The sequence below is a fragment of the Aeromonas sp. FDAARGOS 1408 genome, assembly GCF_019048665.1.
Lineage (GTDB): Bacteria > Pseudomonadota > Gammaproteobacteria > Enterobacterales > Aeromonadaceae > Aeromonas > Aeromonas dhakensis.
In genome coordinates this window covers 4,250,001-4,268,706 of record NZ_CP077394.1, presented here as the reverse complement: position 1 = coordinate 4,268,706, position 18,706 = coordinate 4,250,001, and the positions used below count along the sequence as shown (strand labels likewise).

The window sequence follows — 18,706 nt, the reverse complement described above, 5'->3', positions numbered from 1 at the left end:
GCATGTGTGGCCGCTGCTTTGGCAAGGCCCGCAGGGTGCCGACCCGCCGCCGGCACGCTCCGCCCTATTTCAGATAGTGGCCGTAGGCCCTGTCATCTATGGTGGTGGTGAACAGATCCACATCCAGACAGCTGGGCTCCACCCCGGATGCGGTCAGGCCATTGAGCTGCAACCGGCCGGTCAGATAGTCGGAAGGCATCCGCAGCGGATAGGCGCACTGCAACAGCTTCTTGGCCCCGGTCAGACTCAGCACATACCCTGCGGTAGAGAGCACACCTCGTTTGGAGGTGCGGCTGGGGGTCAGGTATCTGGCGAGTCGATAACCACCCGGCAGGGATGACAGGAACGGCCAGCGTTTGGCTTTGCCATGGTGCAGGAAGACGATTTCCGATTTGCAGGAGTGCACTATGGCCTCGATGATGGCCTTGCTGTGCATGTGCAGGTAGATGTCATCCTCCAGCACCACGCAGCGTTCAATGCCCTCGGCGACGATGCGCTCATAAAGCCGGATATGGCTCATGGCACAACCTATCTCGCCAAAGCTCAGCGCATGGCCGCACACCTCCTTGGCCAGTTCAAAATCCACCTTGGCCAGTTCGGCACTGCTCAACGCCTTCCCGTCGGTTGCGTCTACAAATTCGAAATCTATGCCCAAATGCGCCATCTGCTGGACAACCATCGCCCGTCGCTCAACGCTGCGAGCCAAACTGATGACAAAAACTGGAATCATGACGTACGGGTATCCTTTTTCAACTCATGGGCAAACCAGATGAAAACCAGGCTGAGCGTGTACAGATAGAGCACCCCTTGATGCTCAAACGGCACATCACTCAATGAATTAACTGAAAACGCCAGCGGCACCAGCACTCCGGCGGAAATCTTGCTGATGTTGGTCGCGGCAAGGTAGAGAGGCCAACCCAGAAAAACCAGCAGCGCGACAAAGCCGATGCCGCCCCGGATCACCAGGTTCTGCATGTACTGGTTATGGGAATGAGCCAGCGCCGGATGAAAGATCAGCTCGGAAATCTGATGGTTGTTGACCTGCGTCTGCTTCAGCGCATCAAAACCATCGGTACCCACCCCGACAACCGGCGAATCCAGAAAGCCCAGCCAGGCGCTCTGCCAGGCAATCACCCGCAGGCCCCAGGAGGAATCAAAAGAGCCGTTTTCTGCCGATTTAAGATCCGACACGGCTTCGGCAACCCGCACCTGTACCAGCTGGTTGGTCTGATAGATGGCGCCTGTCGTGGCCATGCAGAGCACGGCGACGGCAATGTATTTCCACGGTTTGAAGTAGGCCTTGTAGCAGATGACGTAGGCGAGAATGATCCCGAAGGCGAGCCAGACCCCCCGACTCTGGGAGAGATACAGTGCAAACAGGGCAGCGAGCAGGCCAACCAGAGCCCCCCCTCTCAGCCAGGCGGCCAGTTGCCCCTGCTGAAAGACAAACCAGTTGAGAATCGCCAGGGCAAGTGCCGCCTGCGAGAAGAGAATGGCATTGGTGAACCCTTCCACCCTGACGATACCGTGATGGTACTGCCAGAAGCTGAGGATCCCGAGCCCGACGCCACCCAGCACGATGGCCAGGTACCCCAGCATCAGCAGCACGGGTTTGCGCGGCATCATCAGCGCGAAGACAGCGACATAAAACAGCCCCCGCATCACCCCGTACTGATCGCCATGGATCAACCGGTTCACGAAGATCATGACGGCGTACACCAGCAGGCCCCAGAGAATCAGGCGATCCCTGAGACCAACATCCCGCTGCTTGCCGACAAAGCAGTTCAACAGACCGAAGATCCCGGTCACCGCCAGCAGGTTGGACTGCATGCTCTGGCCGGCTGGCACCAGAAACAGGCCGCAAAAGGCAAAGATGATGGTCAGTCCGAACAGGGCTGTCGTCACCTTATCGAGCAAAACGAGGCTTCTGCTGAGCATCAATCACGATTTCCTGAAGACATAGTTACCCCGGATCTTGCGCCACAAGCCAAACACATCGGTACGCGGGAAGATGGCGATGCGGCGGATCCGGAAGGGGTCCTGGTGCATGGCTCTGGGCCCGCTGTTGGTGGCCACGGCAAAACGGTAGCCCGCCGCCATCGCCTGCGCCTTGGCGCTCTCATCCATATCCCCATAAGGGTAGGCGAACGACAGCAAAGGGTGGCCAAGCAGAGTCTCGAGTTGCCGCTTGTTCTCTTGTATTTCATGGGCTTGCTGCTCGGGTGCAAGCTTGCTCAACCTGGGGTGGGTCAGGGTATGGCCGCCGATCTCCACATGGCCGGAGGCCACCAGCGCCTTGAGCTGCTCGCCATTCATCAGGTCCACCCGGGTGTCCGGGTTGCTCGTCTGCTCCACGTCCCAGCGGTTATACCCTTCCCCCGTGACCACGTATACCACGGCTTTGTAACCATATTTTTCCAGCAGCGGCAGCATGCGGGTCAGGTTGTCCTGATAGCCGTCGTCAGCCGTGATCATCAGGTATCTCTTGCCGTATTGCAGACGATGGATGAACCCCTTGTCCGCCAGGTCACGAAAGGTAAGGGTCTCATAACCCAGCCACTTCATCAGTCGCAGGTGTTTTTCGAACATGGCGATCGGCATCCAGGTACCGTGCACCCCCTTCTCGCTCTCGTGCTCGATGAAGCGGTGGTACATGATGACCGGCATCTCGCGGCGCAGAGTCTCGACCACCGCATCCTGATAGATGACTTCGAGACTGGATACTACCCCCGCCAAGCCATACTCGACCTGAATGCGCAGACGGATCACGTCGGAGACGCTGCCGCTGGCCAGGGCCGGGGCAATCTGCGTCTTCAGCGCGGCAAAATCGATAGCCAGATCCCTTGGGCCTATGTCGCCGAAGTTGCTGGCCAGCGCCTCATCCAGATTCTGTCCGGTCACCAGGCCGATGGCCTTGGCCTCGCCGATGGCAAACGCCGGACGACCGCACAGCAGGGCCTCCATCGCTACCCGACCGGCACCGATCACCAGATCGCATTGCGCCATCAGGGCAGGGACATCCTCCACGTAACCGACGAAATCGACCCGGTCACGAAAACGCACAAAGCGCTCGGGCACCTGGCTGCCGCTCACCACCTTCACCTGGCAGGCATCCAGATCCAGCACTTCATCCAGCAACCGGTAGCAGAGCTCCCCCTTGGGGCCGCTCAGCCGACCTATGATGGCGATCACCGGCTTGGCGTTGTCCGGAGCAGGCACAGGCTGGAACTTGTCGGTCTCGATGCCGTTGCGCAGCACCTGTACGATGGCCGGATCCACCCCCAGATTGTCGATGATCTGGCTGGCTATATCTTCGCACACCGCCACCGCCCGAAAACCGAGGGCATGAAAGGCCTTGCGCGAGGCATGCACCGGCTGGCGCCCGTGTACCGTGGTGATCATGGGGGTGCCGGTCAGCTTGCAGGCCACATAGCTGCTCCAGCCGGAGGCGCGCGAGTGGGCGTGCACCAACTGGATATGATACTTCTTGATGAGGTAGACGAGGTAAAACACGTGCCAGAAGCGGCGCAGTATGCTGCGCTTGTTGAATCGCAGCTTGAATACCTGGCCCAGCGTGGGCTTGGTCAGGGTGTCCGATACGTAGAACACCTGGTGGCCACGCCGGGTCAATTCGTTACCGACCGTGGTGGCATAGACCTCAGCTCCCGTCACTTCGAGCTGGGAGAGTGCCATCAATATATTCATGGGAGGGTATCCGAACGACGGGTGGCCAGCAGCCACCCGTCAGAGGGGGATCAAGCCCGGTTCAACCAGGCCATGTAGTCGGCCACGCCTTCGGCCACTGTCTTGAACTCGGCGTCATAGCCGACACCGCGCAGCTTGGTCATGTCCGCCTGGGTGAAGCTCTGATAGCGGCCCTTGAGGTGATCCGGGAAGGGAATATACTCGACGGCGCCCTTCTGGTGATGCTTGATCACCGCCTCGGCCACGTTCTGGAACGGCTCGGCACGACCAGTACCGCAGTTGAAGATGCCGGAGTGCTGCGGATTCTGCCAGAACCAGAGGTTCACCTTGCAGACGTCATCCACATAGATGAAGTCGCGCATCTGACCGCCGTTGGGGAAACCGTCGCAGCCTTCGAACAGCTTGGGATTCTCGCCCTTCTTCACCTGAGTGTTGAGGTGGAAGGCAACCGAGGCCATGGAGCCCTTGTGCTGCTCGCGCGGGCCATAGACGTTGAAGTACTTGAGGCCGACTACCTGAGAGTTGATCTCCGGCATCCAGCGGCGCACATACTGGTCGAACAGCTGCTTGGAGTAACCGTAGACGTTGAGCGGCTGCTCGAACTTGGGATCTTCGATGAAGTTGTCGTTGCGCCCGCCGTAGGTCGCGGCGGAAGAGGCGTAGATGAACGGAATTTCCCGTTCGATGCAGTAGTGGAACAGATCCTTGGAGTACTCGTAGTTGACCTCCATGATGAACTTGCCGTTCCACTCGGTGGTAGCGGAGCAGGCACCTTCGTGGAAGATCACCTCGATGCCGTCCCACTCTTCAAACTCGTCACCGGAGACGATCCGCGCCTGGAACTCATCCTTATCCATGTAATCGGCAATGGTCAGCTCGACCAGATTGACGAACTTGGTGCCGTCGGTCAGATCATCGATGACCACGATGTCGGTCCGTCCTTGAGCGTTCAGCTGCTTGACCAGATTGCTGCCGATAAAGCCAGCACCGCCAGTTACTACGATCATGGAGTTTGCCTCGCGTACGTTGATGGTCACATGTGACTGCCTGTTAAAGCTGTGTATAGTGAGCCAATTTAAAATTGCCGAAAAGTTTATCACGGGCCGCAGGGGGATTCGACCTTGACGAGATCGCCCCCGGGACCCGGCAGAGGGAGCAGCGATGAAAACCAGAGACAGGATCATTCACAGCGCCACCGAGCTGTTCAACGATCAGGGTGAGCGCAACATCACCACCAATCACATTGCCGCCCACCTCGGCATCAGCCCGGGCAACCTCTATTACCACTTCCGCAATAAAGAAGACATCATCCACTCCATCTTCGACCAGTACGCCCGTCACCTGAGCGAAAGCTTCACACCGGCCCGCAGCGATGAGATCAAGCTGGAAAACCTGATGGGCTATCTGGATGCCATCTTCTATCTGATGTGGCAGTTCCGCTTTTTCTACGCCAACCTGCCGGACATTCTCAGTCGCGACGAGCCGCTGCAGCAGAAGTACCTCAAGGCCCAGGAGCAGCTACGCGCCACCGTGGTGGCCCTGCTCAGAAGCCTGCGCGAGGGCGGCATCATAGACGTCAGCGACGAGGATCTGCCGGATCTGGGCCAGACCATCAAGATGGTGGTGACCTGCTGGATCCCGTTCCAGATCGCCCAGGCTCCCAGCACCCGCATCACCAAGCCACTGCTCTATCAGGGCGTCTTGCGGGTGCTGTTTCTGCTGCGCCCCTATGTGCAGCCACAGGTGGCCGAACAGATCCGCCAGCTGGAGCAGCATTACCGTCAACTGGCCCAACCAGCTGGGTGAGATCTGTTTCACATTTGTTGAACATCAGCACAATAATTTGAATTCACCGCAACAGATTGCAGTAAAATGTCGTCCTCTGTTGATACGCAGCTGAAATAGCCAATGAGGATCGAGGATGTCTAACGGATTCTATCGTCACCTGACCGAGCAGCTTGAGCAGGTACAGGCTGAAGGATTGTACAAGCAGGAACGCGTCATCACCTCGGCCCAGCAGGCCCGGATTGCGGTGGGCGGCGAGCAGGTGCTGAACTTCTGTGCCAACAACTATCTGGGGCTGGCCAACCACCCCGATCTGATCGAAGCGGCCCACCAGGGGCTGGACAGCCACGGCTTCGGCATGGCCTCGGTCCGTTTCATCTGCGGTACCCAGGATCAGCACAAGGCGCTGGAGCAGAAGCTGTCAACCTTCCTCGGCACCGAAGACACCATCCTCTACTCTTCCTGCTTCGATGCCAACGGTGGTCTGTTCGAGACGCTGTTCGGCGCCGAAGACGCCATCATCTCCGATGCCCTCAACCACGCCTCCATCATCGATGGGGTCCGGTTGTGCAAAGCCAAGCGCTATCGCTACGCCAACAATGACATGGCCGAGCTGGAAGCCCAGCTCAAGCAGGCCAATGCCGATGGTGCCCGCTTCAAGCTGATCGCCACCGACGGCGTCTTCTCCATGGATGGCGTCATCGCCGACCTCAAATCCATCTGCGATCTGGCTGACAAGTACGATGCGCTGGTGATGGTGGATGACTCCCATGCCGTCGGCTTCATCGGCGAGAACGGCCGCGGCACCCACGAATACTGTGGCGTGATGGAGCGGGTCGACATCATCACCGGCACCCTGGGCAAGGCGCTCGGCGGCGCCTCCGGCGGTTACACCTCCGGCAAGAAAGAGGTGATCGACTGGCTGCGTCAGCGCTCCCGCCCCTATCTCTTCTCCAACTCGCTGGCCCCCTCCATCGTCGCCGCCACCATCAAGGTGATCGACATGCTGGCCGACGGCCACGATCTGCGTGCCCGCCTGAAGGAGAACAGCCAGTACTTCCGCGAGCGGATGAGCGCCGCCGGTTTTACTCTGGCCGGCGCCGATCACGCCATCATCCCGGTGATGCTGGGGGACGCCAAGCTGGCAGCCGAGATGGCGAGCCGCATGCTGGCCGCCGGCATCTATGTGGTGGGCTTCTCCTTCCCGGTGGTGCCCAAGGGCCAGGCCCGCATCCGCACCCAGATGTCCGCCGCCCATACCCGCGAACAGCTGGATCAGGCCATCGATGCCTTCATTCGCATCGGCCGCGAACTCGGCATCATCTGATTTGAATCAAGGGGCCCGGCGCCCCTTTTTTCTGCGTTCATCGTGAAGGAACAACCATGAAAGCACTCTCCAAACTGCACAAAGAAGTCGGCATCTGGATGACGGACGTACCGGCCCCCGAACTCGGCCACAACGACCTGCTCATCAAGATCCGCAAGACCGCCATCTGTGGCACCGATATCCACATCTACAACTGGGACGAATGGTCACAGAAGACCATCCCGGTCCCCATGGTGGTCGGCCACGAATACGTCGGTGAAGTGGTCGCCGTGGGCCAGGAAGTGCGCGGCTTCGCGGTCGGTGACCGGGTCTCCGGCGAAGGCCACATCACCTGCGGCCACTGCCGCAACTGCCGTGCCGGCCGCACCCACCTGTGCCGCAACACCATAGGCGTCGGCGTCAACCGCCCCGGCGCTTTTGCCGAGTACCTGGTGATCCCGGCCTTCAACGCCTTCAAGCTGCCGGACAACATCCCGGATGAGCTGGCCGCCATCTTCGATCCGTTCGGCAACGCGGTGCACACCGCCCTCTCCTTCGACCTGGTGGGTGAAGACGTGCTGATCACCGGCGCCGGCCCCATCGGCATCATGGCTGCCGCCGTCTGCCGCCATGTGGGTGCCCGTCACGTGGTGATCACCGACGTCAACGAGTACCGGCTCGAGCTGGCCCGCAAGATGGGCGCCACCCGCGCCGTCAACGTGGCCAAGGAGCAGCTCTCCGACGTGATGAGCGAGCTTGGCATGACCGAGGGGTTCGACGTGGGGCTGGAGATGTCCGGCGTCCCCTCCGCCTTCCAGGACATGATCGACAAGATGAACCACGGCGGCAAAATCGCCATGCTCGGCATTCCCCCCGCCACCATGGCCATCGACTGGGGCAAGGTGATCTTCAAGGGACTGTTCATCAAGGGGATTTACGGCCGCGAGATGTTCGAAACCTGGTACAAGATGGCGAGCCTCATCCAGTCCGGGCTCGATCTCTCCCCCATCATCACCCACCGCTTCCACATCGACGACTTCCAGCAGGGCTTCGATGCCATGCGCTCCGGCCAGTCCGGCAAGGTGATCCTCAGCTGGGACAAATAAGCCTTTCAGCACGTCAATCAGATGAAACCCGGTGAAAACCGGGTTTCTTTTTTGCAGGCCGGCCTCGCCAGTTTGTGATCCGACGAAGAAACTTTGCACGCAGAGTGCTTAACACTTCACACACAAGCGTTTAAATGGCTGTAACTATTCGGTTATAATCCAGTCGTTTTCTAGGGATAATAAAAGCCTGCTGGGAGTACATGAGCGTGTTGAAAAAACTGAGCTATTTGCTGGCGGTCGGGATGACGGCCGCCAGTTTGTCCGGTGCCGTGCTGGCTGCCGATGATATGTCGCCGGAGGCCATTGCCGAGCGCATCAAGCCTGTCGGTCAGGTCTACACCGCCAAGGATCTGGAAGGGATTGCGACCGCAGGCGCAGCCCCTGCGGCGGCCGCGTCATCCGGCCCGCGCGACGGAGAAGCCGTGTTCAAGGGCGCCTGCTTCGCCTGTCACGATGCCGGCATCGCCGGCGCGCCCAAGCGCGGCGACAAGGCTGCCTGGGAGCCTCGTATCGCACAAGGCATTGAAACGCTTAAGAAACATGCCATTGCCGGCTTCGCAGGCAAGACCGGCGTCATGCCCCCCAGAGGGACTTGCGCCACCTGTAGCGATGAAGAGATCGAAAACGCCATTCACTACATGATCGACAAGCTCTAAGTGATTGAAAGGGCCGCATATGCGGCCCTTTCAATCTGATGACTTCCGACTACTCTTTGAAGGGTAGATAAATCGGGAGTCACTCATGTCAGCGCAACCCACAGCACCACATTACTCGACTCCCTTGCTGGCGTTGGTTTCCGCTATTATGGATTTCCCCGCCCCCTCCGTCGCCACAGCCAAAGATTACGACACCCTGATCCAGCAGCTGAACCAGCTCTGCCCGTTGCAACATTTCGGCATGCTCGGCCTGTCGGAAGCCGGACTGCACTGGGTGTGTGAATACCAGGTCCCCGACAGTTTCAAACTGCAGCTGGGGCTGGAAGAGTCACGCATCACGGATCAACTGACCCAGCTGGACGAAGCCGAGGGTTGGTGCACCCTGCCGGTCGAACACGGTCAGATCCAGTGGTTGCTGGCCTGCTGCCAGCCCAAGGAGCTGCCGACACTGCGCCTGTTGCTGGAGTGCCTGGCCAAACGGCTGAACGAGACCCAGGCTGGCTCCCAGCTGTCAGAGCTGGCCTCGCCGCTCATTCGCAAGGATCCGGACTGGCAGAGAAAGATCGAGAGCATCAACCGCATCATCCGGCTGGCCAACACCCTGCCCAGCCAGGCGCTCTTCTCCCAGCTCGAGGCTGTGTTGCGCCAGATGCTCGCCATTCAGGACATGCTGCTGGTACGTATCGACAGCCACCGGCTCGAGAAGATCTACCCGGAACTGCCCCACCACAGCGACGAATTCATCACCGGGCTCTGCCACAGCACCAACAACATTGAGCAGCACAAGGAGCAGCTTTACTGGTACAGCCAGCCGCTGCGTCTCCAGCAGCAGTACTTCGCCCACTTCCTCATCAGCCTGCAGCAGCCGCTGGAAACCGACGACCGGCTGTTTCTCGACTTCCTGCGCAGCCAGCTGACTCTGCTGCTGGAGCTGAGACGGATCCGCCAGCAGCTCCACGACATCAACTCGGAAGACTCCATCAACCAGCGGCTGCAGCAGTTGCGCCAGACCAACCTCAGACTGCAGAAGCAGTTGAAGCAGCACCAGGAGCTGGAACGCCGACTGCAGTTCGATGCCCTGCACGACCCGCTGACCCAGCTACCCAACCGGGCACTGTTGATGAACCACCTCAACCACGCCATGACCCACTTTCACCGCTACAAGTCGCCCGGGTTTTCGCTGATCTTCATCGATGTGGACCACTTCAAGCAGGTCAACGACACTCTCGGCCACAGCGCCGGCGACCAGCTGCTCAAGGAGATGAGCCGCCGCCTGCAAACCTGCATACGACAAAACGACATGGTGGCAAGGCTGGGGGGGGACGAGTTCGTCATCTATCTGGACAGCAGCAAGACCGAGGAAGATATCAGCCCGGTGCTCAACCGCATCATCAGCCGCCTCTCCTATCCCTTCCGGCTGATGGGCAACGAACTCGGCATCACGGTGAGTCTCGGGGTCGCCAGCGTATCGGAACAGACATCCGACATCAGCCAGCTGTTGCATCAGGCCGACCTGGCCATGTACCAGGCCAAGCGCAACGGCCGCAGCCGCATCGTCAGCTATTCGGAGGAGTGCTCGGCCCAGACCTGGGCCTCACCGGAAGAGATGCTGGCCAGAGCGCTGCGGGCAGGCCGCATCGTGCCCTATTTCCAGCCGGTGATCCGGCTCAAGGACAGCCGCCTGACCGGGCTGGAGGTCATGGCTCGCTGGATCACCGAAGAGGGGGTACTCAAGGACGCATTCGACTTCATCCCGCTGGCGGAGCAGTGTGGCCTCATCCAGGAGCTGGATTACCAGATCCTGCGCCACACCTGCCAGCAGTTGAAGGAGTGGCTGCCGCTCTCCGGCCAGAGCAAGTTCAAGGTGGCCATCAACCTGTCCGGCAAGCATCTGGTCAGCCATGAACAGATCATGCAACTGGTCGAGATCATCGAATCCGAGGGGATCTCCCCCGGCTATCTGATTTTCGAATTCAACGAGCGCGAGTTGTCACGGCAGGATTCCGATGCCCTCACCTCCCTGCACGAGCTGAGGGCCAAGGGCATCCAGATCAGCCTGGATGACTTCGGTACCGGCTTCTCTTCCCTCAATGCCCTGTTCCACTTCCCGGTGGACTACATCAAGGTGGATGACAGCTTCACCCATCGCATGCTGCAATCTCCCAAGGATCTGGCGCTCATTCGCGCCATGCGCGACATCTGCCAGGATCTGGACTTCACCCTTGTGGTGGAAGGGATAGAGAACCAGCAGCAACTGCAGAAGCTGATCGACCTGGGCTGCCTGATGGGCCAGGGGCGCTACATTTCACCGCCCATGCCGGGCGCCGACATCACGCCCCTGCTGACCCAGAGCAAATAAGCGGAGCGACTCAATCCTTCTTGAACATGGCGCGCAGATTGGCCACCGCCATCTGCCCCTTCTGCTGGCGCTCCTCTGCGGTCACCTTCTTCTGGTTCTCCCACTCCAGATCATCCTGCGGCAGTTCCAGCAGGAAGCGGCTCGGCTCCGGTCGTACCGACTCGCCAAACTGGCGCCGCTCCTTGCAGAGGGTGAAGGTGAGCTCGGTCTGGGCCCGGGTGATCCCCACGTAGGCGAGGCGCCGCTCCTCTTCCACGTTGTCCTCGTCGATGCTGGTCTGGTGAGGCAGCAGACCCTCCTCCATACCCACCATGTAGACATAGGGAAACTCCAGCCCCTTGGAGGCGTGCAGGGTCATCAGCTGCACCTGATCCGCCTCATCCTCCCCCTCGTTGCGCTCCATCATGTCGCGCAGAGTGAGACGGGTCACGACTTGAGCGAGCGTCATCGACTCTTCCAGCTCGTCCCCCTCCAGCATCTCGCTGATCCAGCGATAGAGGGTGGAGACGTTCTGCATCCGCATCTCGGCCGCCTTCGGGCTGGGGGAGGTCTCGTAGAGCCACTCCTCGTAGTGGATCTCCTTGATCATGTCACGCACCGCCTCCACCGGGTTGCCGCGCAGGGCCTGATCACCGAGCCGCACCAGCCAGTTGGTGAAAGCCTGCAGCGCGGTGAGGCCACGACCGGATAGGTGCTGTTCCAGCCCCAGCTCGAAGCTGGCGGAAAACAGGCTCTTGCCGCGCTGATTGGCGTACTGACCCAGCTTCTCGAGCGTGGTGGGACCGATCTCGCGCCGCGGCAGGTTGACCACTCGCAGGAAGGCGGTGTCCTCGTCCGGATTCACCAGCAACTTGAGGTAGGCCATGATGTCCTTGATCTCGGTACGAGAGAAGAAGGAGGTGCCGCCCGAGATGCGATAGGGGATGCGGTTGGTCATCAGCGCCTTCTCGAAGATGCGCGACTGATGGTTGCCCCGGTAGAGGATGGCGTAATCCTTGAAGCGGGTGCGATTCATGAACTTGTGACCCATCAGCTCGGCGGCGATGCGCTCCGCCTCGTGCTCCTCGTTCTTGGCAAACAGCACCTTGAGCTTCACCCCCTCGTCCAGCTCGGAGAAGAGGGCCTTGTCGTAGACGTGGGGGTTGTTGGCGATCAGGATGTTGGCGCACTTGAGGATGCGCCGCTTGGAGCGGTAGTTCTGCTCCAGCTTGATGAGCCGCAGATTGGGGAAGTCCTCGTTCAGCAGCACCAGGTTCTGCGGCTTGGCACCGCGCCAGGAGTAGATGGACTGGTCGTCGTCTCCCACTACGGTGAAGCGGGCCCGCTCGCCGACGATCTGCTTCACCAGCTCGTACTGGCTGGTGTTGGTGTCCTGGTATTCATCGACCAGCAGATAGCGGATCTTGCTCTGCCAGCGCTCGCGCACCTCCTGGTTGCTCTTGAGCAGCAAGGTCGGCATCACGATGAGGTCGTCAAAATCCAGCGCGTTGTAGGCCACCATCTGGCGGTGGTAGCGCTCGTAGAGCTGGGCCATCAGCACCTCTTCCGGCCCGCGGGCGATGCGCATGGCCCGAGCCGGCAGGATGAGGTCGTTCTTCCAGTTGGAGATCTGGCTGATAAGAGCCGAGAGCTTGTCCTTGTCGTTGTCGAGCTCCTCCTCGGTCAGCTCCTTGAGCAGCGCCAGCTGATCGGTGTCGTCGAACAGTGAGAAGTTGGCCTTGAGGTTCAGGCTCTTGTGCTCGCGGCGAATGATCTCGAGCCCCAGGGTATGGAAGGTGGAGACCATCAGCCCCCGCGCCTCCTTGCGACCCAGGGTCTGGCCGACCCGCTCCTTCATCTCCCGCGCCGCCTTGTTGGTAAAGGTGACCGCCGCTATGTTGCGCGCGTTGTAGCCGCACTGCTGCACCAGATAGGCAATCTTGTTGGTGATGACGCGGGTCTTGCCCGATCCGGCACCCGCCAGCACCAGGCAAGGGCCGGAGACATACTTGACCGCTTCGTTCTGATTGGGGTTGAGCTTCATGGGCCGGATCTCTTGGCTTATGATGAGGGGCGGCATTGTAACAGAAATCACCCGGCCAGCCCCATCGAGCAATAGCTCGCCAGATGCCTTGTGTTCGGCGGCGGTTTTCAGGATCATGACCGACTTTTCGAGATGATGACCACTTTTCCAGACAGTGAGGGGAGCATGAACCAGCAACAGCACGACCGGCTGCGCAGCCAGTTTCCGGCCTTGGCGCAGGAGGTCAACGGCCACCCGCTGGTCTATCTGGACAATGCCGCCACCACCCAGAAGCCGCAAACCGTGCTGGATGCGATCAATCACTACTATCGGGCCGACAACGCCAATGTGCACCGTGCCGCCCACGCCCTGAGCGGCCGGGCCACCCGCGCCTTCGAAGATGCCCGCGAGACTGTCGCTCGCTTTATCAATGCCCCTCGCAGCCACGAGGTGATATGGACCCGTGGCACCACGGAGGCGATCAACCTGATGGCCCAGAGCTGGGGGATAAGCGAGCTGAGGGCGGGGGATGAAGTCGTGCTCAGCACCCTGGAACACCACGCCAACATCGTCCCGTGGCAATTGGTCGCCCAGCGCACCGGCGCCGTCATCCGGGTCGTCCCCCTCGATGAGCGGGGCGATCTCGACATGGCCGCCTATCTGGCCATGCTGGGACCACGTACCCGACTGGTGAGCGTGGCTCACGTCTCCAATGCCCTCGGTACCGTCAACCCGGTCGAACAGATAGTGGCGGCCGCCAAGGCGGTCGGCGCCCTGACCCTGATCGACGGCGCCCAGGCAGTGGCTCATCTCGAGGTAGATGTGCAGACAATCGGCTGCGACTTCTACGTCTTCTCCGGCCACAAGCTCTACGGCCCGACTGGTATCGGCGTGCTGTGGGGGCGCACCGAACTGCTGGAGCGGATGCCGCCCTGGCAGGCCGGCGGCGAGATGATCGACAGGGTCAGCTTCAGCGGTACTACCTTCAATAGCCTGCCCTTCAAGTTCGAGGCGGGTACGCCCCATATCGCCGGCGCCATCGGCCTAGCCGCCGCCATCGACTTTGTGATGGAGCAAGACCGGGGGTTGCTGGCCAGCCATGAAGCGGTGCTGACCGACTATCTGGTCGCCGGCCTGCGGCAGGTGCCGGGGCTGCATCTTGTCGGCGAACCTCGCCAACGCGCCGGCGCGGTCTCCTTCCTGCTAGCGGATATCCACCCCCAGGATGCGGCTACCCTGCTCGACATGCAGGGGATCGCCCTGCGGGTCGGCCACCACTGCGCCATGCCGTTGATGGAGAGCCTTGGCATAGGCGGCACAATGCGAGCCTCGCTGGCCTGTTACAACAACCGTGACGATGTGGACGCCCTGCTGGCCGCCCTGCACAAACTCAGTGACTTCTTCTAAGGCAGACAACCCGATGAACAGCCTCGCAACCTATACCCGGATCGGCCTTGAGCCCGATGCCGATACCATCCGCCAGCAGTTTGCGGCGGCGAACGGCTGGGAGAACCAGTACCGCCTTATCATACAGCTCGGCAAGCTGCTACCCACCTTGCCCGCAGAGTGGCAGCAGGAAGAGAACCGCTTGAAAGGGTGCGAGAGCCAGGCCTGGCTGAAGGGTGAAAAGAGTGAGGATGGCAACTGGCACTTTGCCTGCGACTCCGATGCCCGCATCGTGCGTGGCCTCATCGTCATCGTGCTGGCGGCGCTCAATCATCAGAGTGCCAACGCTATCCAGGCTTTTGATATGGATGCCTATTTCAGTGAATTGGGGCTCGAGAAACACCTGAGCCCGTCGCGGGGCAACGGGCTCAGGGCCATAGTATTGGCTATCCGGCAACAGGCAGTCTAACCCGCCTTGTTCAGTGGTCGATCAGGCTTCGCCAATCGACCCTGTTTCTTCATTCCCGGCCTCTTTCTCGGCACGGGCTCCTCGTTCGGCAATCTTCCTCAATACCCGGGAGGCGGCGACCAAGCCAAAGGTGGCCGTCACCGGCGTCACGGCGCCAAAGCCAGAGGCGCAATCCATCTTCATATTGCCATCGCTGGCCGCCTTGGCCTGACAGGTGCCGCCATTACCATCCGGGTAGCTCAACTGCTCGGTTGAAAAGACACACTCCACCCCGAACTTGCGCGCCGGATTCTTGCTGAAACTGTGTAGCCGGCGCAGGTCAGAGCGCACCTTGGCGGCCAGCGGATCCTGAATGGTCTTGGCCAGATCGGCCACGGTGATCTGCGTCGGGTCCATCTGCCCACCGGCGCCGCCCGCCACAATCACCGGGATCTTGTTGCGCTTGCAGAAGGCAATCAGCGCCACCTTGGCCTTGACCGAGTCGATGGCATCCACCACATAGTCAAACTCCCGCTTGATATGCTCGGCCAGGTTGTCAGCGGTAACGAAGTCATCCACCTCGATCACCTCGCAATCCGGATTGATGGCACGGATGCGCTCGGCCATCACCTCCGTCTTGAGGCGACCGACCGTGCCCTGCATGGCGTGGATCTGGCGGTTGGTGTTGGTGATACAGATGTCGTCCATGTCGATCAGGGTGATCTGGTTGATGCCGGCACGGGCCAGCGCCTCTGCCGCCCAGGAGCCGACGCCGCCGATCCCGACCACACAGACACGCGCCTGGCTGAAGGAACCAAGTGCACTCTGACCATAAAGACGGGCAATGCCCCCGAATCGCTGTAGATACTCTGCTTTCATACCACCACCTTGATTGAGGGCGGCCATTATAGCGACAACCATGGGCGGCGGCGAATTTCAGATAAACATGAAACGGGATGGAGCAACGAAATCGGGCTAACCGAGATGAGATAGAGAGATCGTAGAGACGAAAAAAAGCCCAGTCTTTCGACTGGGCTTCTTAAGTAGTGGCGGAGCGGACGGGACTCGAACCCGCGACCCCCGGCGTGACAGGCCGGTATTCTAACCGACTGAACTACCGCTCCGCATTCGGTTAGCTTTCGCTAAATCTTTTGCTGCTTCTTTATGAGGTGTCATCCTCGCAGCCGGCCATGTCTTTCACATCACCGTTTAATTGGGTGCCTGGCAGTGTCCTACTCTCGCATGGCGAATGCCACACTACCATCGGCGCTACAGCGTTTCACTTCTGAGTTCGGCATGGGGTCAGGTGGTTCCACTGCGCTATTGCCGCCAGGCAAAAATCTTCAATCTGAAAAAGCTGATTTAGTTATTCGTTCTCGGTATCTGCTACAAGCCTTAGAACACTTCTTGGGTGTTGTATGGTTAAGCCTCACGGGTAATTAGTACGGGTTAGCTCAATGCATCGCTGCACTTACACACCCCGCCTATCAACGTTGTGGTCTCCAACGGCCCTTTAGGACCCTCAAGGGGTCAGGGATGACTCATCTCAGGGCTCGCTTCCCGCTTAGATGCTTTCAGCGGTTATCGATTCCGAACTTAGCTACCGGGCAGTGCCACTGGCGTGACAACCCGAACACCAGAGGTTCGTTCACTCCGGTCCTCTCGTACTAGGAGCAACTCCCTTCAATCATCCAACGCCCACGGCAGATAGGGACCGAACTGTCTCACGACGTTCTGAACCCAGCTCGCGTACCACTTTAAATGGCGAACAGCCATACCCTTGGGACCGACTTCAGCCCCAGGATGTGATGAGCCGACATCGAGGTGCCAAACACCGCCGTCGATATGAACTCTTGGGCGGTATCAGCCTGTTATCCCCGGAGTACCTTTTATCCGTTGAGCGATGGCCCTTCCATTCAGAACCACCGGATCACTATGACCTACTTTCGTACCTGCTCGACCTGTCCGTCTCGCAGTTAAGCTGGCTTATGCCATTGCACTAACCTCCTGATGTCCGACCAGGATTAGCCAACCTTCGTGCTCCTCCGTTACTCTTTGGGAGGAGACCGCCCCAGTCAAACTACCCACCAGGCACTGTCCGCGAGCCCGATTCAGGGCCCTGCGTTAGAACATCAAACATACAAGGGTGGTATTTCAAGGACGGCTCCAGCGCAACTGGCGTCACGCCTTCAAAGCCTCCCACCTATCCTACACATGTAGGTTCAATGTTCAGTGCCAAGCTGTAGTAAAGGTTCACGGGGTCTTTCCGTCTAGCCGCGGGTACACCGCATCTTCACGGCGAATTCGATTTCACTGAGTCTCGGGTGGAGACAGCATGGCCATGGTTACACCATTCGTGCAGGTCGGAACTTACCCGACAAGGAATTTCGCTACCTTAGGACCGTTATAGTTACGGCCGCCGTTTACCGGGGCTTCGATCAAGAGCTTCGCTTGCGCTAACCCCATCAATTAACCTTCCGGCACCGGGCAGGTGTCACACCCTATACGTCCACTTTCGTGTTTGCAGAGTGCTGTGTTTTTGATAAACAGTCCCAGCCATCTGGTCACTGCGACTCCCGTCAGCTCCATCCGCAAGGGACTTCACCAACAAGAGCGTACCTTCTCCCGAAGTTACGGTACTATTTTGCCTAGTTCCTTCACCCGAGTTCTCTCAAGCGCCTTGGTATTCTCTACCCGACCACCTGTGTCGGTTTGGGGTACGATGACTTGTAATCTGAAGCTTAGAGGCTTTTCCTGGAAGCAGGGCATCAATGGCTTCCGCACCGTAGTGCGTTCGTCTCGTGTCTCAGTGTTGTGTCTCCGGATTTGCCTAGAAACACCACCTACGCACTTTCACCAGGACAACCGTCGCCTGGCCCACCTAGCCTTCTCCGTCCCCCCATCGCAATTACAAGTCGTGCAGGAATATTAACCTGCTTCCCATCGATTACGCCTTTCGGCCTCACCTTAGGGGTCGACTCACCCTGCCCCGATTAACGTTGGACAGGAACCCTTGGTCTTCCGGCGAGGAGGCTTTTCACCCCCTTTATCGTTACTTACGTCAGCATTCGCACTTCTGATATCTCCAGCATGCCTCTCGACACACCTTCGCAGACTTACAGAACGCTCCCCTACCACTCACGCTTAGCGTGAATCCGCGGCTTCGGTGCCTGGTTTGAGCCCCGTTACATCTTCCGCGCAGGCCGACTCGACTAGTGAGCTATTACGCTTTCTTTAAATGATGGCTGCTTCTAAGCCAACATCCTAGCTGTCTGAGCCTTCCCACATCGTTTCCCACTTAACCAGAACTTTGGGACCTTAGCCGGCGGTCTGGGTTGTTTCCCTCTTCACGACGGACGTTAGCACCCGCCGTGTGTCTCCCGGATAGTACTTACTGGTATTCGGAGTTTGCATGGGGTTGGTAAGTCGGGATGACCCCCTAGCCCAAACAGTGCTCTACCCCCAGTAGTATTCGTCCGAGGCGCTACCTAAATAGCTTTCGGGGAGAACCAGCTATCTCCGAGTTTGATTGGCCTTTCACCCCCAGCCACAGGTCATCCCCTAACTTTGCAACGTTAGTGGGTTCGGTCCTCCAGTTGATGTTACTCAACCTTCAACCTGCCCATGGCTAGATCACCCGGTTTCGGGTCTACACCTTGCAACTAGACGCCCAGTTAAGACTCGGTTTCCCTACGGCTCCCCTATACGGTTAACCTCGCTACAAAATGTAAGTCGCTGACCCATTATACAAAAGGTACGCAGTCACCCCGAAGGGCTCCCACTGCTTGTACGTACACGGTTTCAGGTTCTATTTCACTCCCCTCACAGGGGTTCTTTTCGCCTTTCCCTCACGGTACTGGTTCACTATCGGTCAGTCAGGAGTATTTAGCCTTGGAGGATGGTCCCCCCATATTCAGACAGGATGTCACGTGTCCCGCCCTACTCGATTTCAC

The 18,706-nt window shown here is 59.3% G+C and carries 13 protein-coding genes, 1 tRNA gene and 2 rRNA genes (1 of these 16 running past the window's edge); 7 read left to right on the top strand and 9 right to left on the bottom strand.

Annotation, left to right across the window (positions count from 1 at the left end):
• Positions 1-64: 64 nt before the first annotated feature.
• From I6L38_RS19780 to rfaD, 4 genes are read right to left on the bottom strand one after another with little or no spacing between them, the layout of a single operon-like run.
• Positions 65-730: a glycosyltransferase family 25 protein gene (locus I6L38_RS19780; RefSeq protein WP_005306929.1), complete on the bottom strand. Its 666-nt coding sequence runs from the start codon at positions 728-730 to the stop codon at positions 65-67.
• The gene (locus I6L38_RS19775) at positions 727-1,941 is read right to left on the bottom strand and encodes an O-antigen ligase (RefSeq protein ID WP_216988863.1); all 1,215 of its coding nucleotides are present in this window, start codon (positions 1,939-1,941) and stop codon (positions 727-729) included. The genes I6L38_RS19780 and I6L38_RS19775 overlap by 4 nt, the downstream gene beginning before the upstream one ends.
• Positions 1,942-3,705, bottom strand: coding sequence for a polysaccharide deacetylase family protein (locus tag I6L38_RS19770; protein ID WP_043170516.1), 1,764 nt, complete (start codon positions 3,703-3,705; stop codon positions 1,942-1,944).
• Between the two features lie 50 nt (positions 3,706-3,755).
• Entirely contained in the window at positions 3,756-4,712 is a 957-nt protein-coding gene (gene rfaD / locus I6L38_RS19765; protein WP_216988862.1) for an ADP-glyceromanno-heptose 6-epimerase, read from the bottom strand.
• 154 nt (positions 4,713-4,866) lie between these two features.
• Between rfaD and I6L38_RS19760 the strand changes: the two genes are divergently transcribed.
• The 5 genes from I6L38_RS19760 (at position 4,867) to I6L38_RS19740 (ending at position 10,917) form a co-directional block, all read left to right on the top strand.
• A complete protein-coding gene (locus tag I6L38_RS19760) occupies positions 4,867-5,511 on the top strand; it encodes a TetR/AcrR family transcriptional regulator (RefSeq protein WP_043170515.1) in 645 nt (214 codons plus the stop codon).
• 115 nt (positions 5,512-5,626) lie between these two features.
• Positions 5,627-6,817, top strand: coding sequence for a glycine C-acetyltransferase (locus tag I6L38_RS19755; RefSeq protein ID WP_043170514.1), 1,191 nt, complete (start codon positions 5,627-5,629; stop codon positions 6,815-6,817).
• A gap of 56 nt (positions 6,818-6,873) precedes the next feature.
• A complete protein-coding gene (gene tdh / locus I6L38_RS19750) occupies positions 6,874-7,902 on the top strand; it encodes an L-threonine 3-dehydrogenase (protein WP_005306946.1) in 1,029 nt (342 codons plus the stop codon).
• Positions 7,903-8,102: 200 nt separating this feature from the next.
• Complete coding sequence (locus I6L38_RS19745; RefSeq protein ID WP_017786998.1) at positions 8,103-8,558, top strand: cytochrome c5 family protein; 456 nt, start codon at positions 8,103-8,105, stop codon at positions 8,556-8,558.
• Between the two features lie 85 nt (positions 8,559-8,643).
• Entirely contained in the window at positions 8,644-10,917 is a 2,274-nt protein-coding gene (locus tag I6L38_RS19740; RefSeq protein ID WP_026141315.1) for a bifunctional diguanylate cyclase/phosphodiesterase, read from the top strand.
• A gap of 10 nt (positions 10,918-10,927) precedes the next feature.
• Here the strand turns inward: I6L38_RS19740 and rep are convergent, their stop codons facing one another.
• Positions 10,928-12,940: a DNA helicase Rep gene (gene rep / locus I6L38_RS19735; RefSeq protein WP_017779449.1), complete on the bottom strand. Its 2,013-nt coding sequence runs from the start codon at positions 12,938-12,940 to the stop codon at positions 10,928-10,930.
• A 165-nt stretch (positions 12,941-13,105) separates the two neighbouring features.
• On the opposite strand from rep, the gene I6L38_RS19730 reads away from it, so the two are divergent.
• Positions 13,106-14,326 (top strand): aminotransferase class V-fold PLP-dependent enzyme, encoded by a 1,221-nt coding sequence (locus tag I6L38_RS19730; RefSeq protein WP_043170512.1) that lies wholly within the window; start codon positions 13,106-13,108, stop codon positions 14,324-14,326.
• Between the two features lie 13 nt (positions 14,327-14,339).
• Positions 14,340-14,774 (top strand): SufE family protein, encoded by a 435-nt coding sequence (locus tag I6L38_RS19725; protein WP_042049994.1) that lies wholly within the window; start codon positions 14,340-14,342, stop codon positions 14,772-14,774.
• Between the two features lie 21 nt (positions 14,775-14,795).
• Here the strand turns inward: I6L38_RS19725 and tcdA are convergent, their stop codons facing one another.
• The 4 genes from tcdA to I6L38_RS19705 form a co-directional block, all read right to left on the bottom strand.
• Positions 14,796-15,632, bottom strand: a complete 837-nt coding sequence (gene tcdA, locus I6L38_RS19720) for a tRNA cyclic N6-threonylcarbamoyladenosine(37) synthase TcdA (RefSeq protein WP_043170509.1) — start codon at positions 15,630-15,632, stop codon at positions 14,796-14,798.
• Positions 15,633-15,800: 168 nt separating this feature from the next.
• Positions 15,801-15,877 (bottom strand) — tRNA-Asp (locus I6L38_RS19715).
• Positions 15,878-15,972: 95 nt separating this feature from the next.
• Positions 15,973-16,087 (bottom strand): 5S ribosomal RNA (gene rrf, locus I6L38_RS19710).
• A gap of 84 nt (positions 16,088-16,171) precedes the next feature.
• Positions 16,172-18,706 (bottom strand): 23S ribosomal RNA (locus I6L38_RS19705) (it continues 354 nt past the right edge of the window).

Excerpts from the sequence above, each read along its gene's own strand:
- I6L38_RS19780 (WP_005306929.1), bottom strand. The coding sequence starts at position 730 with ATGATTCCAGTTTTTGTCATCAGTTTGGCTCGCAGCGTTGAGCGACGG.
- I6L38_RS19770 (WP_043170516.1), bottom strand. The coding sequence starts at position 3,705 with ATGAATATATTGATGGCACTCTCCCAGCTCGAAGTGACGGGAGCTGAG.
- rfaD (WP_216988862.1), bottom strand. The coding sequence starts at position 4,712 with ATGATCGTAGTAACTGGCGGTGCTGGCTTTATCGGCAGCAATCTGGTC.
- I6L38_RS19760 (WP_043170515.1), top strand. The coding sequence starts at position 4,867 with ATGAAAACCAGAGACAGGATCATTCACAGCGCCACCGAGCTGTTCAAC.
- I6L38_RS19755 (WP_043170514.1), top strand. The coding sequence starts at position 5,627 with ATGTCTAACGGATTCTATCGTCACCTGACCGAGCAGCTTGAGCAGGTA.
- tdh (WP_005306946.1), top strand. The coding sequence starts at position 6,874 with ATGAAAGCACTCTCCAAACTGCACAAAGAAGTCGGCATCTGGATGACG.
- I6L38_RS19745 (WP_017786998.1), top strand. The coding sequence starts at position 8,103 with ATGAGCGTGTTGAAAAAACTGAGCTATTTGCTGGCGGTCGGGATGACG.
- I6L38_RS19740 (WP_026141315.1), top strand. The coding sequence starts at position 8,644 with ATGTCAGCGCAACCCACAGCACCACATTACTCGACTCCCTTGCTGGCG.
- rep (WP_017779449.1), bottom strand. The coding sequence starts at position 12,940 with ATGAAGCTCAACCCCAATCAGAACGAAGCGGTCAAGTATGTCTCCGGC.
- I6L38_RS19730 (WP_043170512.1), top strand. The coding sequence starts at position 13,106 with ATGAACCAGCAACAGCACGACCGGCTGCGCAGCCAGTTTCCGGCCTTG.
- I6L38_RS19725 (WP_042049994.1), top strand. The coding sequence starts at position 14,340 with ATGAACAGCCTCGCAACCTATACCCGGATCGGCCTTGAGCCCGATGCC.
- tcdA (WP_043170509.1), bottom strand. The coding sequence starts at position 15,632 with ATGAAAGCAGAGTATCTACAGCGATTCGGGGGCATTGCCCGTCTTTAT.